We start from the raw sequence: 13671 nt of genomic DNA on the forward strand, positions 1-13671 counted from the left end.
CGACCCATGCTCTGCGGCCAGAACGTGATGCACCTGTCGTGCTGCCCTACCTGCCCTGACTGCGGCCAGGTGCTTCTGCCCACCACCCGGCACGCGTGCCCCAAGGCGACGGACGGAGACCACGCATGAGCGCGGAGGCGCAGTTGGCGCTGTGGGTGTTCGTCGTCGGCGCGCTGGTCGTGGCAGCGCTGTCCGCCGCGATGGCGGTGCTGCAGCGGCGCGCGGATCGGGCGGAGGCCGAGGCGGACGCGGCGGTCGAAGCCCGGTTGGGCCGGGAGATGGCGGAGCTCGCAGAGGAGACGCACCCGAGATGAGGTTCCGGACGCATGAGCTGGTGCGGATCGCTCCGCACACGTACGGCCGCGTGATGGGGCCGCACAGGACACGGAAGCGGCTGCGGGAGTGGCCGATCGAACTGATGACAGGGCAGCCGGTGTGGGTGCCCGAGCACGTACTGACGAGCGCCGAGGGGCGCAACACGACGGAGGAGCTGTGATGAGCAAGAAGACGATGAACCGGCTGTGGTTGGCGGCCGCGGGCGTGATGGTGGCGGCGAGCTGCGCTGTCCCGGCGTGGGCGGAGCCGGCGCCGATCGACGACGGTTCGGGACCGCGGTCGGTGGGCGCGGAGATCGAGGACGGATCCGGTACGCCCGGCCCGAGTTTCGACACCCCGGTGTCGATCCCGAGTGTGGGGGAGAAGCCGTCGAAGCCGGGGCCGGGCGCGACGCCCGCGGAGGTTGAGGCGTACGCGAAGGCGCTCGCCGCGCACGAGGCGCAGGTGTCCGCGCGTACGCAGGCCGAGTCGCTGGAACGGGCGCGGCAGATCGCGAAGGCGTACCGGGACTGCATCAACGCGGGTCGGGAGCTGTGCTGATGAGCGAGCAGGTCACCGCCACCACGTACCTGATCATCGAGGCGCAGCGCCGCCCGTCGTGGACCGTCCGCGCCGGCGAGCTTCCCACCGTGTGTGGGATGAAGGTCGTCGCGATCCGGCAGGGCCGGCCGACGAAGCTCACACGCGACCAGATCGCCGTGCGCGTCACCGTCGGCACCGACCCCGCCGTGTTCTCGCCGATCACCGCCGACCTCGCCGTCGACATCGACCCCGCGAACCTCATTCGGCCCGTCGTCACCGACGTTGCGCCCGAGCCCGCACCGGAGGTGTCATGACCGCCCCGGCGATCGACCGCGGCGCCCGGCTCACCGATCGGGAGGTGCAGTCGCTGCGGCGGATGATCGGCTACCGCCCGGAGTGGTCGGAGCACGTTGACGAGCGGAAGCAACGCAGCGCCGAGGTCGTGGTGCGTGAGCAGCGGATGCGGGAGTGGTTCGCCGCCGAGGGAATCGACCCGCAGGAGGCTCTGCCGAGGGGCACCCGGCCGCGCGCGATGGCGGCGCTGGGGATCGGGTCGGTGGAGGCGTTCGACTGGTCGATGCGGTCCATCCGCGCGCGTACGGATCGCGCTGACCGGCCGAAGACGGGCCGCCCGCGGGACCCGGTGATCGCGGCCAGGGCGGCGGTGATCGGCGACTACTTCACGGGGGCGGGCGTGGACCCGCTGCGGAAGCTGCCGCGGGGCGCGATCAAGAAGGCCTCTGCCGATCTGGGGCTGACGTATCTGCAGGTGGAGTACGCGGTGGAGCGGTTGCGGGAGGCGTCGTGATGGGGAATCTGCTGTTCGCCGGATGGCTGTTGTTCGCGTTGGTCCTGGGCTGGCTTGCGGCGGGGGAACCGACGGGGCCGACGAAGACGGGGCTGGACGTGTTGCCGCCCAAGAACTACGAGGAGGACGAGAGATGAGCGAGACCAACGAGGTCGAGACGCTCGACGTGTACGGGCGGCTCGCGATGCAGACCGCCGTGGCGAAGGTCGTGAAGGGCGAGGTCGACGCGACCCGCGCGCTCGCGGCGTCCAGCCTGCAGCCGGGGGACCGGCGCGCTGCCCGGCACGACGGCGTGAAGCTGGGCGCGGTCACCCTGACCGACCCGTCGTGGCAGGCGACGGTGACGGACCGGGCGCAGTTCCTGGCGCACGTCGTCGAGGACCACCCGACGGAGGTGGTGATGTCGTGGCGACCCCGCCCCGGCGTGACGTGGGAGGACGTGGCGGCGGTGCTCGCCGAGTTCGACGAGGGCCTCGCCGTGGAGTACGTGGAGCAGGTGCCGGCGGTGGCGGCGGCGTTCGAGGCGAAGGTCCTCGCCGCGGCGGCCGCGAGTGAGTCGGCGGTGGTGCCGGGCGTGAAGCGGTCGCAGAAGGCGCCGGTGCTGCAGGTGCGGCTGGAGGATGCGGCGACGGACCGGGCCCGCGCGCTGCTGCAGGGTGACGCGATGCCCGAGCTGGGCGGTGCGGCATGAAGGCGACGATCGCAACGAAGGATCTGGTCGGCCTGCTGATCGACCTCATCCAGACGGCAGGTGATGGACCGCTTGGCGCCGTGCACCTCCGGACGATGGCGGGGTACTGGCGGGACGAGCCGGGTCGTACGAACCTGCTCGCCGGGGTGTCGACGTCCGGCGTCGTCGGTGGCCACACGTGGGCGCTCGCTGCGGGGACGCTCGAGCCGATGGTGTGGAGCGTCGACGACGCGAAGGCTGTGATCGCGGTGTTCAAGCCTGCGGTGAAGCTGCACGGCCCGAACCACACCGTCGACATCGAGGTCGATTCGGAACGGCACATCACCGTCCGTGAGACCCCGGCGCTGTTCGACGCGGGCTCCGAGCTGGCGTTCAGCGGTTGGGATCCCGCCGACTACCCGTACGGTCCGGTCGCGCAGGCGCTCACCGCCGATGGCGCTGTCACGGTGTCCGGGAACGATGGTCGTCAGGCGCCGCACACAACGTGGGCTGGTGCCGCGATGCGCGCACTGCTCGCTGTGGAGAAGCGCCGGGCCGCGAACCTGCGGCTGTGGAAGCTGCCCGGCACGGGCCGGCATCTGGTGCAGATCGGTGACGAGTGGAGAGGGTTCATCTTCGCCCGCACGGTCGACCCGGACGAGGTGGACCTCGATGAGCCGACCTCGGACCTGAACGTCGAGTCTGACGTGGAGGAGTCCCCGGAGGTCGTCGCGGATTGGTCGGAGCGGCTGATGAAGGGCCTCGGTATCCCGCCGGTGCAGGCCGCAGATCAGCCTCCGATCCCGGGTGATGAGCCCGAGCAGTCGGACGACGGCGACGACTCGGAATCGGGGGACGGCGAATGACCGCGACGAAGACGGACCCGCGCGCCGAGGGATTCGCGCGGCTACGCGATCCGTTCCCCAAGGAGCAGATCGGCGTGCTCCCGAAGCCGAGATCGAAGGATGCGCCGAAGGGCCGCTGCGACGTGTGCAACGGCTGGCACGGCCTGCCGGCGGTGCACCTGGACTACGTCGGCCACGCCGCGCTGACGCAGCGGCTCCTCGAGGTCGACCCGGAGTGGACGTGGGAGCACCAGGCGGTCGACCAGTTCGGCGCCCCGATCCTCGACCGCAACGGCGGCTTGTGGATTCGGCTGACTGTGCTCGGCGTGACCAGACCGGGCTACGGGGACGCGCAGGGGAAGTCGGGCGGGAACGCGGTGAAGGAGGCGATCGGCGACGCACTGCGGAACGCGGCGATGCGGTTCGGATGCGCCCTGGATCTGTGGTCGAAGGAGGACCTGCACGGCGCCGAGGAGCAGCGGAACCAGCAGGACGACCCGGCGCCGCAGTCCGCGCCGCCGGATCCGCTGCAGATGGCGAAGGACCGGCTCGCCGCGGCGTGCCGCACCGCCGGCGTGGCGCCGCAGACGGTCATCGACTGGGCGATCACCCCGTCGGGCCCGAACGGCGGTGTCGCGCTGAACGTGTGCACGGATCCGAAGGTGTTCGACGCGTTGGCGCAGCGGGTGCGGGACGGTGGGTTCGCGGAGCCGACGCCGGATGAGGCGAAGGCCGCGGTGCAGGGCGAGCTCGGCGGAACCGAGGTGCCGGCATGATCGCCCTCGTTGTCGTCGCGGCGTGTGTTGCCGTGCTCATCTTGTGCGGCGGCCTGACCGCGCTCATCCACCACCACTACCAATGCACCTGGCGTGAGGCCGCGCTCCTCACCGCTGCGTTGCTCCTCGCCCTCGGTGTCCTGACCGGGCTCAATCTCGTCGCCGGAGCCTCATCATGACCGCCCCGCAGGATCTGCTGTCGCACGGCCGGATGCAGCGCGACGACGCGATGCCGCCGAACCGGGTGGTGCTCGCCGGGGCGAAGCGCGCGCAGCAGGCGTACGACCTCAGCCTCCCCGGCCGGCCCGCACCGGACCTCACCGTCGCAGCACCCGCGTGGGATTCCCTTGACGCGGAGGAGCAGGGGGAGTGGTTGACGCTCGCCCGCGTGGTGATGGGAGTCGAGTCGTGAGCCGCGATCTCGCCGCGATCAACGTCCCGGCCTCACGCCGAGGTGTCGACGCGGAGATCGACCGGCACCTCGCGGCGGATCGTCGTGCCGCCCGCACCGAGGGCGTGGTGGTCGTCGACGGCGTGCCGCACCTCGCGCGCGGCGGGCGACTGCAGGTGTGGGCGAACCGTACCCAGGCCGAACGGGCGGCTGATCGTGTCGGCGGCGTCGCCTACCAGGACCCGCGGTCGCGGACCTTCCACGTTCGCCTCGACGAGGAGGTCGACCGGTGACCGGCGATGCAGCACAGCCGCGGACCGCGGGCCTCGGTATCGGCGTCGGCGCACCCGGCCTCGGCGCACCGCCCCCGTCACCGGGCGCGACAGCCTGGCTCAGGGTGGTCACCCGCTGGCCCGCGGTGTCCGACGGCGAGCACGAGTACGTCACGGTGAACACGGTCCGCTGGGCCGGGCACACCGCCGCCGACATCCGGTCCGCTCGGCTGCGGGGGATGCGCGACGCGGGCGCGGATCTGACCGCCGCCAAGGACCAGGTGATCCGCCGTTCCACTGACGGATCCGGCCGGGTGGAGGTGCTGACGTTCCACGACGTGCACCCCGGCGCGGCGGTGATCTCGTGAGCGACGAGGTGATGAACCCGGTGTCGGTGGAGCAGGCGATCCGGGACATCTCGAACCGCATCGCCAACGGCGTGAAGGTCTGCTCCGAGCGGCACAAGGCGTTCCTCACCGCCGAGCGGGACTACGACTACCAGTTCGCGCTGGCCTACCGATCGTTCGACGGGCCGGCGCACGAGAAGAAGTACGCGGCCATGGTCGAGACGATCACGTTCCGCGAGGCGAAGGACAACGCCGACGCCGCCTATCAGTACGCGGTCCGGCAGTCCCGCGCGCTCACCGACGAGTTGCGCGCGATGCAGTCCGTCGGCGCATCCATCAGATCCATGTTCGCGGTCGCTGGCCGCGGGGAAGGGGCATAGGCCCATGAGCAACACCATCCAGATCACGGGCCGGGCCGTAGCCGACGCCGAGCTCCGCTTCACCCCTGCGGGCAAGGCCGTCGCCACGTTCCGGCTCGCCGACGACTACGGCCACCGGGACCGCTCGAGCAACGAGTGGGTGAAGGACGGCACCACGTTCCTGCCCGTCGAGGTGTGGGAGCACCTCGCGGAGGAGTGCGCGGAGAAGGTCCGCAAGGGCGCGTTGGTGACGGTGATCGGCCGGCTGCGGCAGCGGGAGTACGAGGACCGCGAGGGCAACAAGCGGTCGGTGTACGAGGTGAAGGATGTGCAGGAGGTGGCGTTGCCGCTGCCGAAGTGGAAGCCGCGGGAGCAGCAGGGGAGCGGCGGGCAGTACCAGCGGCCGTCGCAGCAGCAGGACGATCCGTGGGGCTCGGCCCCCGCCTCCGACTTCGGCGGCTCCAACTCCGACGCCCCCTTCTAGGCCATGACCGGCGACAGGATCTGCACGAGGTGCAGAAGACGACCGTGGCGGAGCCGGAAGCTCTGCAACCCCTGCTACATGACCGTGCTCTCGCGGGAGACCGCATACGGACGGTGGGAATCCGGCCACGTCGATGCGCAGCCCGCCCGCGAGCACGTGCAGAAGCTCATCGCCGCTGGCATCGGTATTCGCCGCATCGCCCAGTTGTCGGGCGTGGGCCGGAAGTCGGTGCAGCAGCTCCTGCGTGGGCGCACCGATCGCGGCACTGGGCCGACGAAGAAGCTCATGCGGTCGACCGCGGACAAGCTGCTCGCGGTCGAGGTGCCCGCCGTGACGTGGCGGTCCGCCGCGGCCGCGACACCGGTGGACGCGACCGGCACGCGCCGGCGTCTGCAGGCGCTCATCGCCGACGGGCATACGCAGCTCGAGCTCGCGGCGGCGATCGGCTGGTCGCAGCAGAACCTGAGCCCGCTCGTGCACGGCACCGGACAGGTGTCGGCGGACACGGCGCGGAAGGTCGCGGCGCTGTTCGACGGGCTGCAGATGACGCCCGGTTCGAATGCGTGGGCTCGGCGTCGTGGTGCGGAGTTCGGGTGGCCGCTGCCGATGGAGTGGGACGAGGACGCGATCGACGATCCGAAGGTGGGGCCATCGCGCCCGGAGCTCGACGAGGTGCCGAACCAGCGGCAGGCCGCGGCGGCGCGGGTCGCGGCGCTCGAGGAGTGGCTCGCGCGTCCGGAGCAGCTGCGCGGCACGGTCGAGGAGTTCGCGGCGGCGCACGGCGTGACCGCTCGGACGGTGGAGCGGGACAAGGCCCGCCTGCGCATGGGGGCCGCCGCATGACCGCCAAGGGGGAGTACCTCCCCCGGGGTGAGCGCCTCGACGCACCCGTGTGCACCACAGGCTGCAGCGAGGACGTGTGGCACATCAAGGGCGGGACGGCCGGCGACTTCCCGTGCGTCCGCTGCGGCTGGACCGTACTCGAGGCGATGACGCACCGCGCCGAGCATCCCGCGCCGGCCGAAGTTGAGCTCGCTGACATTCCCGGGGAGCTCGCCGGGCAGGGGGTGCTGTGGTGAGCCAGATCAAGCCGCGGCCGGACCGCCTGACGAAGCCCGTCCGACGCTCGATGCCCGAGTCGCGCTGCCGGCGGATCGTCGCCGCCCGGGACGACGGTCGCTGCCAGCGCTGCGGGCTGCTGGGCCCGGTGTCGATGCATCACCGGCTGAACCGGTCCCAGCGCGGCCAGTGGTCCCCGGAGAACATCGTCACCCTCTGCGGCTCCGGGACCACCGGGTGCCACGGCTGGGTGACGGAGAACCCGCGCGCCTCGGCCGCCGACGGCTGGACGGTACTGCGGGATCTGCACGGGCCCGACGCGGACCCGGCGGGCATCGAGGTCGAGTCGTTCTGGGGGCGCGTGATGTACCTGCCTGACGGGCAACGGATCGAGGTGGCCTGATGGTGTGGTTCAAGGTCGACGACGCGCTGCACTCGCATCCGAAGGCGCGGCGCGCGGGCCTCGCGGCGATCGGGTTGTGGGCGCTCGCGGGCTCGCATTGCATGGCGTACCTGACGGATGGGTACGTGGAGCGGTGGGTCGTGGAGTCGTGGCCCGATGGCGTGGCGCTCGCCGGCCGCCTGGTCGACGCGGGGCTGTGGGACACCCACCCGGACGGCGGCTGGATGTTCCACGACTGGCGGCTGTATCAGCCGACGAAGGCCCAGGTGGATGAGGACCGCCGGAAGGAGCGCGAGCGTAAGGCTGCGTGGCGCGAGTCGAAAAGATCAGGGACGGACGGTGGGCGTCCCGGTGGGACACCTGGCGTCAGTCCGGGGGGTGGTCCCGGTGGGCGTCACGGTTCCCCGACCCGACCCGACCCGACCCGACCCAGCACGCCTAACGGCGTGCTGCCTGACGCGCGCGCGGACGGTGGGCGTCCCGGTGGGACAACCGCGTTCGGTGATGGCACCCCGATCCCACCGGAGCCGGATGACGACCGCGCCGAGCTCGTGCTCGTCACCGACGATGCGCCGGTCGTGGAGATCGGCAGCCGCGCCCCGAAGGTCCACATCGGCTCGTCGGTGCAGACGCTGGTCCGCCAGCACGTGCCTGCCGGGATCCCGAAGGACGTGCAGCGGAAGGTCGCCGAGCAGGCGCAGCGGCTCGCGAACGACCCGAACGTGGACCGCCGGGACCTCGAGGCGGCGCTGACGGAGTGGGCCAGAAGATCCGACGCCGGCCCGGGGCTGCTGCCGCACCTGGTGGCGGATGCGGCGCGGGCCCGGCAGGGCGGCAAGGCCGGGGCGGCCAGACCGGAGCACAAGACCAGGACCCTCGCGCGGCTCATCGCCGAGGAGGAGTCGAACGACCAGAAGGGGATCTCATGACGGTGGATCGGGCGGGCGCGCTGCGGGTGCAGATGTTCATCACGGGCTGGCACACGCGGACGGCACCGCGGGTGGACGACGAGGACGCAGTGAAGTTCGTCGCGGACGTGTGGGCGAAGGCCCTGAACGACCGGCGGGTGTCGCTGGCGGATGCGTTGGCCGGCGTGGAGGAGCGGGCGATGGCGGATCCGTCGGCGTCGGCTCCGGAGTTGGCGGAGGTCATCGCTGCTGGTCTGCGGGTGCGGTCGCGGCGGGTGAACGCAGCCATCGACCGCCGGGCGATCGGCGCGGGCTCGGACGGCGCGGAGGTGTATCCGGCGGCAGCGCTCGCGGTGGTGTGCCCGGAGTGCGAGGCGCCGGCGGGGGAGCTGTGCCGGATCGACGTGGACTCGGGCCGGGTGATCTTCGCGCGGAGGCCGTGTAAGTCGCGGACGGAATCGTGATCGAAATGTGTTCTCGGACAACGGGTAGAGGCGCGTGCGCCGATAGAATGAATGGACCGGAGGTGGTCGGAATGCGAAGAAGCTCAAGGTTTTACGCCCCGAATGGGTTGATGTGGGCGGAGGAGTCGGCTCGTGCGGATCGGCAGCGCGCGGTGGACCAGGCGGCCCGCGAAGCGCTCGCGGAGTCGGTATGGGGTGAGTGCCCGGTGTGTGGTCGGAAAGTCCGCCACGGGGCGGCTGAGGCCCCGGAAATGTGCATTCTGTGTTCGGTGGCGACCGCCCCGGCGGGCCAGGACTACCGGAGCGCGTCATGACCGCGCCGAACCCCGCCGCCACCGCCCAGCCGGGTTGGCGTGGCACCGACCCCGACGGCGGAACATGGGTGCGGCGGCACATGGACTACGTCATCCCGTGGTCGATGTTCGACGCCTACGGGATGCACCACGAGCGCTCGCAGGAGGAGGCCGAGGCCGCGGGCCTGGTGCCGCTGATCCCCACATGGTCGGAGGCTCTGCGTTCGCGGTTCGCTGGCCGGCCGTACCTGACGATCACAGACCTCAAGTTCGAGCCCGCCCCGCTGGACCCGGGCAACCCCGAACACCGGGACTTGGTGGCGGACTTCTTGAGCCTCGTCGCCGATGAGGTCAACGGCAGCGCTTTTCATCACGTGCGGGAGACGCAAGGGGTGCTGCGGAGCGGCGCGGTCACCCTGCGTCACAAGATCGCCGCCGCCGAGCAGGACGGCGCCGACCGCAAGCGGGCTGAGGAGTACGCCGGTACGCGGTGGGAGTTCGACACGACCAACTACTGGGAGTGCGTCGACGAGCACCTCGCCGGGATTCGTGCTGAGCGTGCACGTCAGGAGGCGGGACAGTGACCGAACGCATGGAGATCCCCGACGTGTGGGGTCACATCTCGCAGAGGTGGCCGTCCAGTGAACCGTTCTCGCAGGCCGCGAAGGTCGCCGAGGAGGCGGGAGAGGTGGTCGGTGCCGCGATCAAGGAGCGCGAGGGCCGTCGCACCGTCGATGACGTGCTGGACGAGCTGGCGGACACGATCATTGCCGCGATGGGCGCGATCCAGGCTCGCGGCTGCAACGTCTCGCGGGTGGTCACGAACCGCTGGGCCGAGGTGGTGGAGCGATGAGCGCCGTCGAGTCCCGTCTCGCCGCCACGCTGGCGAAGCACCAGTGGCGGGTGTTCCACTCCATCTGCGCGTGCGGTGACCCGACTGTGGCGTACGACGATCACCCGGCCCACGTCGCTGCCGTGATCGCCTCCGCCGACGACCTCGCCGTGGTCTCGCTGCCCAAGCCGGACAGCGGCGGCGAAGCGTGGAGCCAGTGGGGCACGTCGCACGGCAAAGTCCTGGCCTTCACAGGGGAGGACGACGTGCGGTCCACGACTGGGAGCACACAGCGGACGACGCCATTGGTGTGGCCGCCGCGATCCTGGCCGCCGCGAGGGCTGCGGAGGCGGTGAGCGACCGATGACCCTCACGCGATCCCATACGCCCGATGCCCACACCCCACGCACTCCCGGAACACCGCCGACCCCTCACCATCCGGCCGCGCACCCCACCCGCTCCTGCTGTTCCCGCGGTACGCCGCCCACCCGTAGTGCGACCACGGCAGCGCGCACCGCGGGCACGACAGCGGCATCAGCCCGATCCACCCGCCGCCCGGCAGGCGCACACACGTCACGGGGTAGGTGGACCACGCCTCGCGGGTGGGGCGTCGTGCGTCGGGCATGCCCGGGACGGTACGAGCCGGCACCGACACGGAGCGCCGGCCGACACCTGCCCCTACTCGCCGAGGAGACCACATGTGCCTGCCTGTGAACGGAGAACCCGCCGAGTCCTGGGCGCCGATCCCCGACTCCACCCACTACGAGGTGTCCGACCTCGGCAACGTCCGCTCGGTCACGCACAGGAGCGTCGCGAGCAACGGCATCCCCCGAACCATTGAGGGGAAGCCGATCGCCCGCCTCACCACTGAGAACGGTTCCCCGTACGTGTCGATCCGCCGGGACGCCGCTGACCGGCCGACGAACCGCCGCATCGCTGCGCTGGTGCTCGCGGCGCACGCCGGCCCCGCACCGCAGGGTGCACGGCCGAGGGTGATCAACGGCGACCGCAGCGATGTCCGTCTGGCGAACCTCGAGTGGGCGGGACCGACGCCCCCGAAGCCGAAGACGCCGAGGATCCCGCGCGCGGCCGTGAAGCGCGCCGCCCCGGTCCGCGCGCCCCGCCCGCCGAAACCGGCACCCGCGCCGCCGACCGAGGCGGTCATCGACCTCACCGGCCTGCCCACCCTGAACCCGAACAGCCGACTCCACTGGTCCAGCCGCAACCGCGCCGTGAACGAGATCCGCACCGTCGTCGCACTCCGCGCCCGCCAAGCAGGCATCCCCACCGGCCTCGACCACGTGCACGTCGAGTTCCACCTCCGCCCCGCCCGCGAGTGGGACGACGACAACGTGTGGGGCGCCGGCCTGTGGAAGGCGGCAGCGGACGCCCTCCACGCCCGCGGGAAGGGCTGGAAGCACCCCGTGGTCGCGGATGACACCCGCGCGCACATGACCCGCACACCTGCTGTGCAGCACCCGATCCGACCTGGCCAGGAGCCCGCCGCGTGGCTGGTCATCCGCTGGGACCTCAACACCGAGAAGGCGAGCTGAACTGTGACCGCACCCCACGAGATCCCCGAGCAGGAGTTCAAGCAGCGCCTGCACCAGTTCCGCGACGCCATCCATGACCTCATCGGCGCCCGCTTCCAGAACTTCACCCTCGACGACGGCACCAACCGCATCCACCAGCAGGACTGTCGGTATCAGCAGCTCCGCGCCCACCTCGCCGGCCAGCAGGGGAGCGGCAACGGGAACACACACCGCAGCCTCCCCGCGGTGTGGGCGGACGCTGTCGACGTCCTCGCCGACATCGACGCCACCGTCACCGCGTGGCAGCCCGACCCGGGCCCGTTCGACGGCGACCTCACCCACGCACCGACCCCGGAGACCGTCCGCCGCCTCCGCCTCCTCGAGGCCAGACCGTGGGCGCCAGCGAACACCACCGACCTCACGGTGGCCGCGCAGGCGCTCGAACGTTGGGCAAAGCAGATCGACGACCTCCTCGACCCGCCCCCGCGTATCGACCTCGCCGCACCGTGCCCGGCGTGCGGGGAGTCCATTGCGTACCGCCGGGACAGCGCAGGGGAGACGGTGCGCTCTGCCGCGCTGCAGGTGAGCTCCGACGGCTGCACCTGCCTGTGCTGCCACTACACGTGGACGCCGGACTACTTCACCCACCTCGCCCGCACCATCGGCTGCGCCCTCCCGGCCGGAGTCCTCGACTAGGCGCCTCACGTCGAGGTCAGGTGCTACGACCTCGCTCCTTCATCTGCTGGGCGATCATCGAGTCGACAACCTTGTCCTGAAGGGTCGTGCCGCTCGATTCGGCGAGTAGCTCGATCCATTCAATTTCACGACCCGCGAGAACTCCGGTGTTCATCCACTCGACGATCTTCCACCATCGATCGTTCTCCGCCTCGGCACGATCACGATCAAGCTTCGCTTCGTGATTCGCCCGTTCGGCGGCGATCGTCTTCTCGTGTGCTTCGTTGTCCGCTACGACTTTCCGCATGACGCCTTGGTACGCGACAACAGCAGCCGCGAGAGCCATCGCGCCACCGAACCCGGGGGAGACCGCGAACTTCCCGAGGCCGGCGAGGATGACCTCCCTGACCTCAGGAGTTGCTCGGAAGACGAACAGCTCAGCAGTGGTGATCGCACCAGCGACCAACAGTCCAGGGACCCAATTCCGCGCCGCGGATGGCTTCTTCTCAACCACGTGACGCACGGTAGTTCGACGTGTCGCGGCGCGGGTACGGATTCGATCAGGTAGTATCTGAGGTGCGGCACAGTTGTCTTCAAAACCTGGCCGCATTCGTGTCTTCCGCCCCGGGCATCGTCACCCCCGGCGGACGCTGCCCCGACAGCCGCCAGCCAGCGCACGGTGCAGCACGATCCTCCCGGCCGGGTGTCCTGCCGCTCATCACGGTAAGCACCCCACCACGGCCCCGCGCACCGTCGACCCCCACCTCATCCCGACCGCCCTACTCCGGGCCGGGCTGATGCGACGCGCGCGAGGCTGGGTTGCTGCACCCGCCGGGGGATCACACCACACCGTGGCTGGCAACCGTCCCCGCCCAGAGCTCCGGGCTCACAGGCGGGGGCACCAAGCTACCGACCAGTAGATATGCGGCGTCGTCGCAGGTGGCACTCGGGAAAGCGCAGGTCGCACCATGAGCACCAAGCACGACGGCGAGTGGCATGAGCCCACCGCAGCGGTGAGGATGCACGCGAACGGCTGGCCCATCGAAGCCATCCACGACACGGTCTTCATGCCCTGCAAGATGATCCGCGCACAGCTGCACCGCGCCGAGGTCGACTCGCAGGGTTACATGCGCGACCACATCGTCAGGTACCAGCTCTGATGCCACGCGCACCACGCCGATGCCCAGGCGGCAACGGCACCTGCACCGAGCGCATCCACCCACCAGCCAAGTACTGCACCGAGCACACCCGAGACTGGATGTGGCGCACCAAGACCGCATCCAGCCAGGCCACGCAGGACCACCACTTCCGGCGCATCCGCCTCGAGGTACTCGACCGCGACCATCACCGATGTCGCATCCAGATCCCAGGACGATGCACGACCAAGGCAACCTGCGTCGACCACATCGTCCCCACCGCCCGAGGCGGCGCCCGCCTCGACCCGAACAACCTGCAAGCCGCATGCCGGCCATGCAACGAGCACAAGGCACGCACCACCGACCGCGCCTGAACACTCGAACAGCAGACAACACAAACCATCGAACAACGTTCGACACAATCAAACCTCATCGAACGACCAGAACAGAACGCGACCCAAGCTTGACCCCGACGCCAACCTGTGCTAGCCCCCAGGGGCACCACCCCGCCCCCCGGCAGCCAGCCGCAGCCGCAACGTACTGCGGAATCCGGCCTGTA

At 70.7% G+C, this 13671-nt stretch carries 28 protein-coding genes; 27 read left to right on the forward strand and 1 reads right to left on the reverse strand.

Features of this window, described 5'->3' with window-relative positions:
- Positions 1–125: 125 nt before the first annotated feature.
- The 25 genes from ACNAYW_RS12110 (at position 126) to ACNAYW_RS12230 (ending at position 11997) form a co-directional block, all read left to right on the forward strand.
- Complete coding sequence (locus ACNAYW_RS12110; RefSeq protein ID WP_415849948.1) at positions 126–314, forward strand: hypothetical protein; 189 nt, start codon at positions 126–128, stop codon at positions 312–314.
- Positions 311–496: a hypothetical protein gene (locus ACNAYW_RS12115; RefSeq protein WP_415849949.1), complete on the forward strand. Its 186-nt coding sequence runs from the start codon at positions 311–313 to the stop codon at positions 494–496. The genes ACNAYW_RS12110 and ACNAYW_RS12115 overlap by 4 nt, the downstream gene beginning before the upstream one ends.
- Complete coding sequence (locus ACNAYW_RS12120; RefSeq protein WP_415849950.1) at positions 496–876, forward strand: hypothetical protein; 381 nt, start codon at positions 496–498, stop codon at positions 874–876. Before ACNAYW_RS12115 ends, ACNAYW_RS12120 begins: the two co-directional genes overlap by 1 nt.
- Complete coding sequence (locus ACNAYW_RS12125; protein ID WP_415849951.1) at positions 876–1172, forward strand: hypothetical protein; 297 nt, start codon at positions 876–878, stop codon at positions 1170–1172. Before ACNAYW_RS12120 ends, ACNAYW_RS12125 begins: the two co-directional genes overlap by 1 nt.
- Positions 1169–1666, forward strand: coding sequence for a hypothetical protein (locus tag ACNAYW_RS12130; RefSeq protein WP_415849952.1), 498 nt, complete (start codon positions 1169–1171; stop codon positions 1664–1666). Before ACNAYW_RS12125 ends, ACNAYW_RS12130 begins: the two co-directional genes overlap by 4 nt.
- Positions 1666–1803 (forward strand): hypothetical protein, encoded by a 138-nt coding sequence (locus ACNAYW_RS12135; RefSeq protein WP_415849953.1) that lies wholly within the window; start codon positions 1666–1668, stop codon positions 1801–1803. The genes ACNAYW_RS12130 and ACNAYW_RS12135 overlap by 1 nt, the downstream gene beginning before the upstream one ends.
- Complete coding sequence (locus tag ACNAYW_RS12140; protein WP_415849954.1) at positions 1800–2357, forward strand: hypothetical protein; 558 nt, start codon at positions 1800–1802, stop codon at positions 2355–2357. The genes ACNAYW_RS12135 and ACNAYW_RS12140 overlap by 4 nt, the downstream gene beginning before the upstream one ends.
- Positions 2354–3202: a hypothetical protein gene (locus tag ACNAYW_RS12145; RefSeq protein ID WP_415849955.1), complete on the forward strand. Its 849-nt coding sequence runs from the start codon at positions 2354–2356 to the stop codon at positions 3200–3202. Before ACNAYW_RS12140 ends, ACNAYW_RS12145 begins: the two co-directional genes overlap by 4 nt.
- A complete protein-coding gene (locus ACNAYW_RS12150) occupies positions 3199–3957 on the forward strand; it encodes a hypothetical protein (protein WP_415849956.1) in 759 nt (252 codons plus the stop codon). Before ACNAYW_RS12145 ends, ACNAYW_RS12150 begins: the two co-directional genes overlap by 4 nt.
- The gene (locus ACNAYW_RS12155) at positions 3954–4136 is read left to right on the forward strand and encodes a hypothetical protein (RefSeq protein WP_415849957.1); all 183 of its coding nucleotides are present in this window, start codon (positions 3954–3956) and stop codon (positions 4134–4136) included. The genes ACNAYW_RS12150 and ACNAYW_RS12155 overlap by 4 nt, the downstream gene beginning before the upstream one ends.
- Positions 4133–4369 (forward strand): hypothetical protein, encoded by a 237-nt coding sequence (locus ACNAYW_RS12160; RefSeq protein ID WP_415849958.1) that lies wholly within the window; start codon positions 4133–4135, stop codon positions 4367–4369. Before ACNAYW_RS12155 ends, ACNAYW_RS12160 begins: the two co-directional genes overlap by 4 nt.
- A complete protein-coding gene (locus ACNAYW_RS12165) occupies positions 4366–4641 on the forward strand; it encodes a hypothetical protein (RefSeq protein ID WP_415849959.1) in 276 nt (91 codons plus the stop codon). Before ACNAYW_RS12160 ends, ACNAYW_RS12165 begins: the two co-directional genes overlap by 4 nt.
- Positions 4638–4988 (forward strand): hypothetical protein, encoded by a 351-nt coding sequence (locus ACNAYW_RS12170; protein WP_415849960.1) that lies wholly within the window; start codon positions 4638–4640, stop codon positions 4986–4988. Before ACNAYW_RS12165 ends, ACNAYW_RS12170 begins: the two co-directional genes overlap by 4 nt.
- The gene (locus ACNAYW_RS12175) at positions 4985–5347 is read left to right on the forward strand and encodes a hypothetical protein (RefSeq protein ID WP_415849961.1); all 363 of its coding nucleotides are present in this window, start codon (positions 4985–4987) and stop codon (positions 5345–5347) included. Before ACNAYW_RS12170 ends, ACNAYW_RS12175 begins: the two co-directional genes overlap by 4 nt.
- Positions 5348–5351: 4 nt before the next feature.
- Positions 5352–5810, forward strand: a complete 459-nt coding sequence (gene ssb, locus ACNAYW_RS12180; RefSeq protein WP_415849962.1) for a single-stranded DNA-binding protein — start codon at positions 5352–5354, stop codon at positions 5808–5810.
- A 78-nt stretch (positions 5811–5888) separates the two neighbouring features.
- Positions 5889–6653: a hypothetical protein gene (locus tag ACNAYW_RS12185; protein ID WP_415849963.1), complete on the forward strand. Its 765-nt coding sequence runs from the start codon at positions 5889–5891 to the stop codon at positions 6651–6653.
- The gene (locus ACNAYW_RS12190; RefSeq protein ID WP_415849964.1) at positions 6650–6889 is read left to right on the forward strand and encodes a hypothetical protein; all 240 of its coding nucleotides are present in this window, start codon (positions 6650–6652) and stop codon (positions 6887–6889) included. The genes ACNAYW_RS12185 and ACNAYW_RS12190 overlap by 4 nt, the downstream gene beginning before the upstream one ends.
- Positions 6886–7272, forward strand: coding sequence for an HNH endonuclease (locus ACNAYW_RS12195; protein ID WP_415849965.1), 387 nt, complete (start codon positions 6886–6888; stop codon positions 7270–7272). The genes ACNAYW_RS12190 and ACNAYW_RS12195 overlap by 4 nt, the downstream gene beginning before the upstream one ends.
- Positions 7272–8201: a hypothetical protein gene (locus tag ACNAYW_RS12200; RefSeq protein WP_415849966.1), complete on the forward strand. Its 930-nt coding sequence runs from the start codon at positions 7272–7274 to the stop codon at positions 8199–8201. Before ACNAYW_RS12195 ends, ACNAYW_RS12200 begins: the two co-directional genes overlap by 1 nt.
- Positions 8198–8644 (forward strand): hypothetical protein, encoded by a 447-nt coding sequence (locus tag ACNAYW_RS12205; protein ID WP_415849967.1) that lies wholly within the window; start codon positions 8198–8200, stop codon positions 8642–8644. The genes ACNAYW_RS12200 and ACNAYW_RS12205 overlap by 4 nt, the downstream gene beginning before the upstream one ends.
- Before the next feature lie 310 nt (positions 8645–8954).
- Entirely contained in the window at positions 8955–9521 is a 567-nt protein-coding gene (locus ACNAYW_RS12210; protein ID WP_415849968.1) for a hypothetical protein, read from the forward strand.
- Positions 9518–9790 carry a pyrophosphohydrolase domain-containing protein gene (locus ACNAYW_RS12215; RefSeq protein ID WP_415849969.1) on the forward strand — a complete coding sequence of 91 codons (273 nt, stop codon included), beginning with the start codon at positions 9518–9520 and terminating at the stop codon, positions 9788–9790. The genes ACNAYW_RS12210 and ACNAYW_RS12215 overlap by 4 nt, the downstream gene beginning before the upstream one ends.
- Positions 9787–10125, forward strand: coding sequence for a hypothetical protein (locus tag ACNAYW_RS12220; RefSeq protein ID WP_415849970.1), 339 nt, complete (start codon positions 9787–9789; stop codon positions 10123–10125). The genes ACNAYW_RS12215 and ACNAYW_RS12220 overlap by 4 nt, the downstream gene beginning before the upstream one ends.
- 342 nt (positions 10126–10467) lie before the next feature.
- Positions 10468–11322 (forward strand): NUMOD4 domain-containing protein, encoded by an 855-nt coding sequence (locus ACNAYW_RS12225; RefSeq protein ID WP_415849971.1) that lies wholly within the window; start codon positions 10468–10470, stop codon positions 11320–11322.
- A 3-nt stretch (positions 11323–11325) separates the two neighbouring features.
- Positions 11326–11997, forward strand: a complete 672-nt coding sequence (locus ACNAYW_RS12230) for a DUF7341 domain-containing protein (protein ID WP_415849972.1) — start codon at positions 11326–11328, stop codon at positions 11995–11997.
- A 16-nt stretch (positions 11998–12013) separates the two neighbouring features.
- On the opposite strand, the gene ACNAYW_RS12235 is transcribed toward ACNAYW_RS12230, so the two are convergent.
- Complete coding sequence (locus tag ACNAYW_RS12235; protein WP_415849973.1) at positions 12014–12490, reverse strand: hypothetical protein; 477 nt, start codon at positions 12488–12490, stop codon at positions 12014–12016.
- A 454-nt stretch (positions 12491–12944) separates the two neighbouring features.
- Between ACNAYW_RS12235 and ACNAYW_RS12240 the strand changes: the two genes are divergently transcribed.
- On the forward strand, positions 12945–13136 hold the full coding sequence (locus ACNAYW_RS12240; RefSeq protein WP_415849974.1) for a hypothetical protein: 192 nt from the start codon (positions 12945–12947) through the stop codon (positions 13134–13136).
- Between the two features lie 98 nt (positions 13137–13234).
- The gene (locus ACNAYW_RS12245) at positions 13235–13486 is read left to right on the forward strand and encodes an HNH endonuclease (protein WP_415849975.1); all 252 of its coding nucleotides are present in this window, start codon (positions 13235–13237) and stop codon (positions 13484–13486) included.
- Positions 13487–13671: the final 185 nt, after the last annotated feature.

Origin of the sequence: Tsukamurella ocularis (assembly GCF_965138335.1) — a bacterium.
In the GTDB taxonomy this organism is placed as follows: Bacteria; Actinomycetota; Actinomycetes; order Mycobacteriales; family Mycobacteriaceae; genus Tsukamurella; species Tsukamurella ocularis_A.

What these genes read in the sequence shown, in the direction of transcription:
- ACNAYW_RS12200 (WP_415849966.1), top strand. Translation starts at nt 7,272, where the DNA reads ATGGTGTGGTTCAAGGTCGACGACGCGCTGCACTCGCATCCGAAGGCG.
- ACNAYW_RS12185 (WP_415849963.1), top strand. Translation starts at nt 5,889, where the DNA reads ATGACCGTGCTCTCGCGGGAGACCGCATACGGACGGTGGGAATCCGGC.
- ACNAYW_RS12205 (WP_415849967.1), top strand. Translation starts at nt 8,198, where the DNA reads ATGACGGTGGATCGGGCGGGCGCGCTGCGGGTGCAGATGTTCATCACG.
- ACNAYW_RS12145 (WP_415849955.1), top strand. Translation starts at nt 2,354, where the DNA reads ATGAAGGCGACGATCGCAACGAAGGATCTGGTCGGCCTGCTGATCGAC.
- ACNAYW_RS12110 (WP_415849948.1), top strand. Translation starts at nt 126, where the DNA reads ATGAGCGCGGAGGCGCAGTTGGCGCTGTGGGTGTTCGTCGTCGGCGCG.
- ACNAYW_RS12240 (WP_415849974.1), top strand. Translation starts at nt 12,945, where the DNA reads ATGAGCACCAAGCACGACGGCGAGTGGCATGAGCCCACCGCAGCGGTG.
- ACNAYW_RS12130 (WP_415849952.1), top strand. Translation starts at nt 1,169, where the DNA reads ATGACCGCCCCGGCGATCGACCGCGGCGCCCGGCTCACCGATCGGGAG.
- ACNAYW_RS12190 (WP_415849964.1), top strand. Translation starts at nt 6,650, where the DNA reads ATGACCGCCAAGGGGGAGTACCTCCCCCGGGGTGAGCGCCTCGACGCA.
- ACNAYW_RS12210 (WP_415849968.1), top strand. Translation starts at nt 8,955, where the DNA reads ATGACCGCGCCGAACCCCGCCGCCACCGCCCAGCCGGGTTGGCGTGGC.
- ACNAYW_RS12115 (WP_415849949.1), top strand. Translation starts at nt 311, where the DNA reads ATGAGGTTCCGGACGCATGAGCTGGTGCGGATCGCTCCGCACACGTAC.
- ACNAYW_RS12225 (WP_415849971.1), top strand. Translation starts at nt 10,468, where the DNA reads ATGTGCCTGCCTGTGAACGGAGAACCCGCCGAGTCCTGGGCGCCGATC.
- ACNAYW_RS12150 (WP_415849956.1), top strand. Translation starts at nt 3,199, where the DNA reads ATGACCGCGACGAAGACGGACCCGCGCGCCGAGGGATTCGCGCGGCTA.
- ssb (WP_415849962.1), top strand. Translation starts at nt 5,352, where the DNA reads ATGAGCAACACCATCCAGATCACGGGCCGGGCCGTAGCCGACGCCGAG.
- ACNAYW_RS12140 (WP_415849954.1), top strand. Translation starts at nt 1,800, where the DNA reads ATGAGCGAGACCAACGAGGTCGAGACGCTCGACGTGTACGGGCGGCTC.
- ACNAYW_RS12245 (WP_415849975.1), top strand. Translation starts at nt 13,235, where the DNA reads ATGTGGCGCACCAAGACCGCATCCAGCCAGGCCACGCAGGACCACCAC.
- ACNAYW_RS12155 (WP_415849957.1), top strand. Translation starts at nt 3,954, where the DNA reads ATGATCGCCCTCGTTGTCGTCGCGGCGTGTGTTGCCGTGCTCATCTTG.
- ACNAYW_RS12160 (WP_415849958.1), top strand. Translation starts at nt 4,133, where the DNA reads ATGACCGCCCCGCAGGATCTGCTGTCGCACGGCCGGATGCAGCGCGAC.
- ACNAYW_RS12135 (WP_415849953.1), top strand. Translation starts at nt 1,666, where the DNA reads ATGGGGAATCTGCTGTTCGCCGGATGGCTGTTGTTCGCGTTGGTCCTG.
- ACNAYW_RS12220 (WP_415849970.1), top strand. Translation starts at nt 9,787, where the DNA reads ATGAGCGCCGTCGAGTCCCGTCTCGCCGCCACGCTGGCGAAGCACCAG.
- ACNAYW_RS12120 (WP_415849950.1), top strand. Translation starts at nt 496, where the DNA reads ATGAGCAAGAAGACGATGAACCGGCTGTGGTTGGCGGCCGCGGGCGTG.
- ACNAYW_RS12125 (WP_415849951.1), top strand. Translation starts at nt 876, where the DNA reads ATGAGCGAGCAGGTCACCGCCACCACGTACCTGATCATCGAGGCGCAG.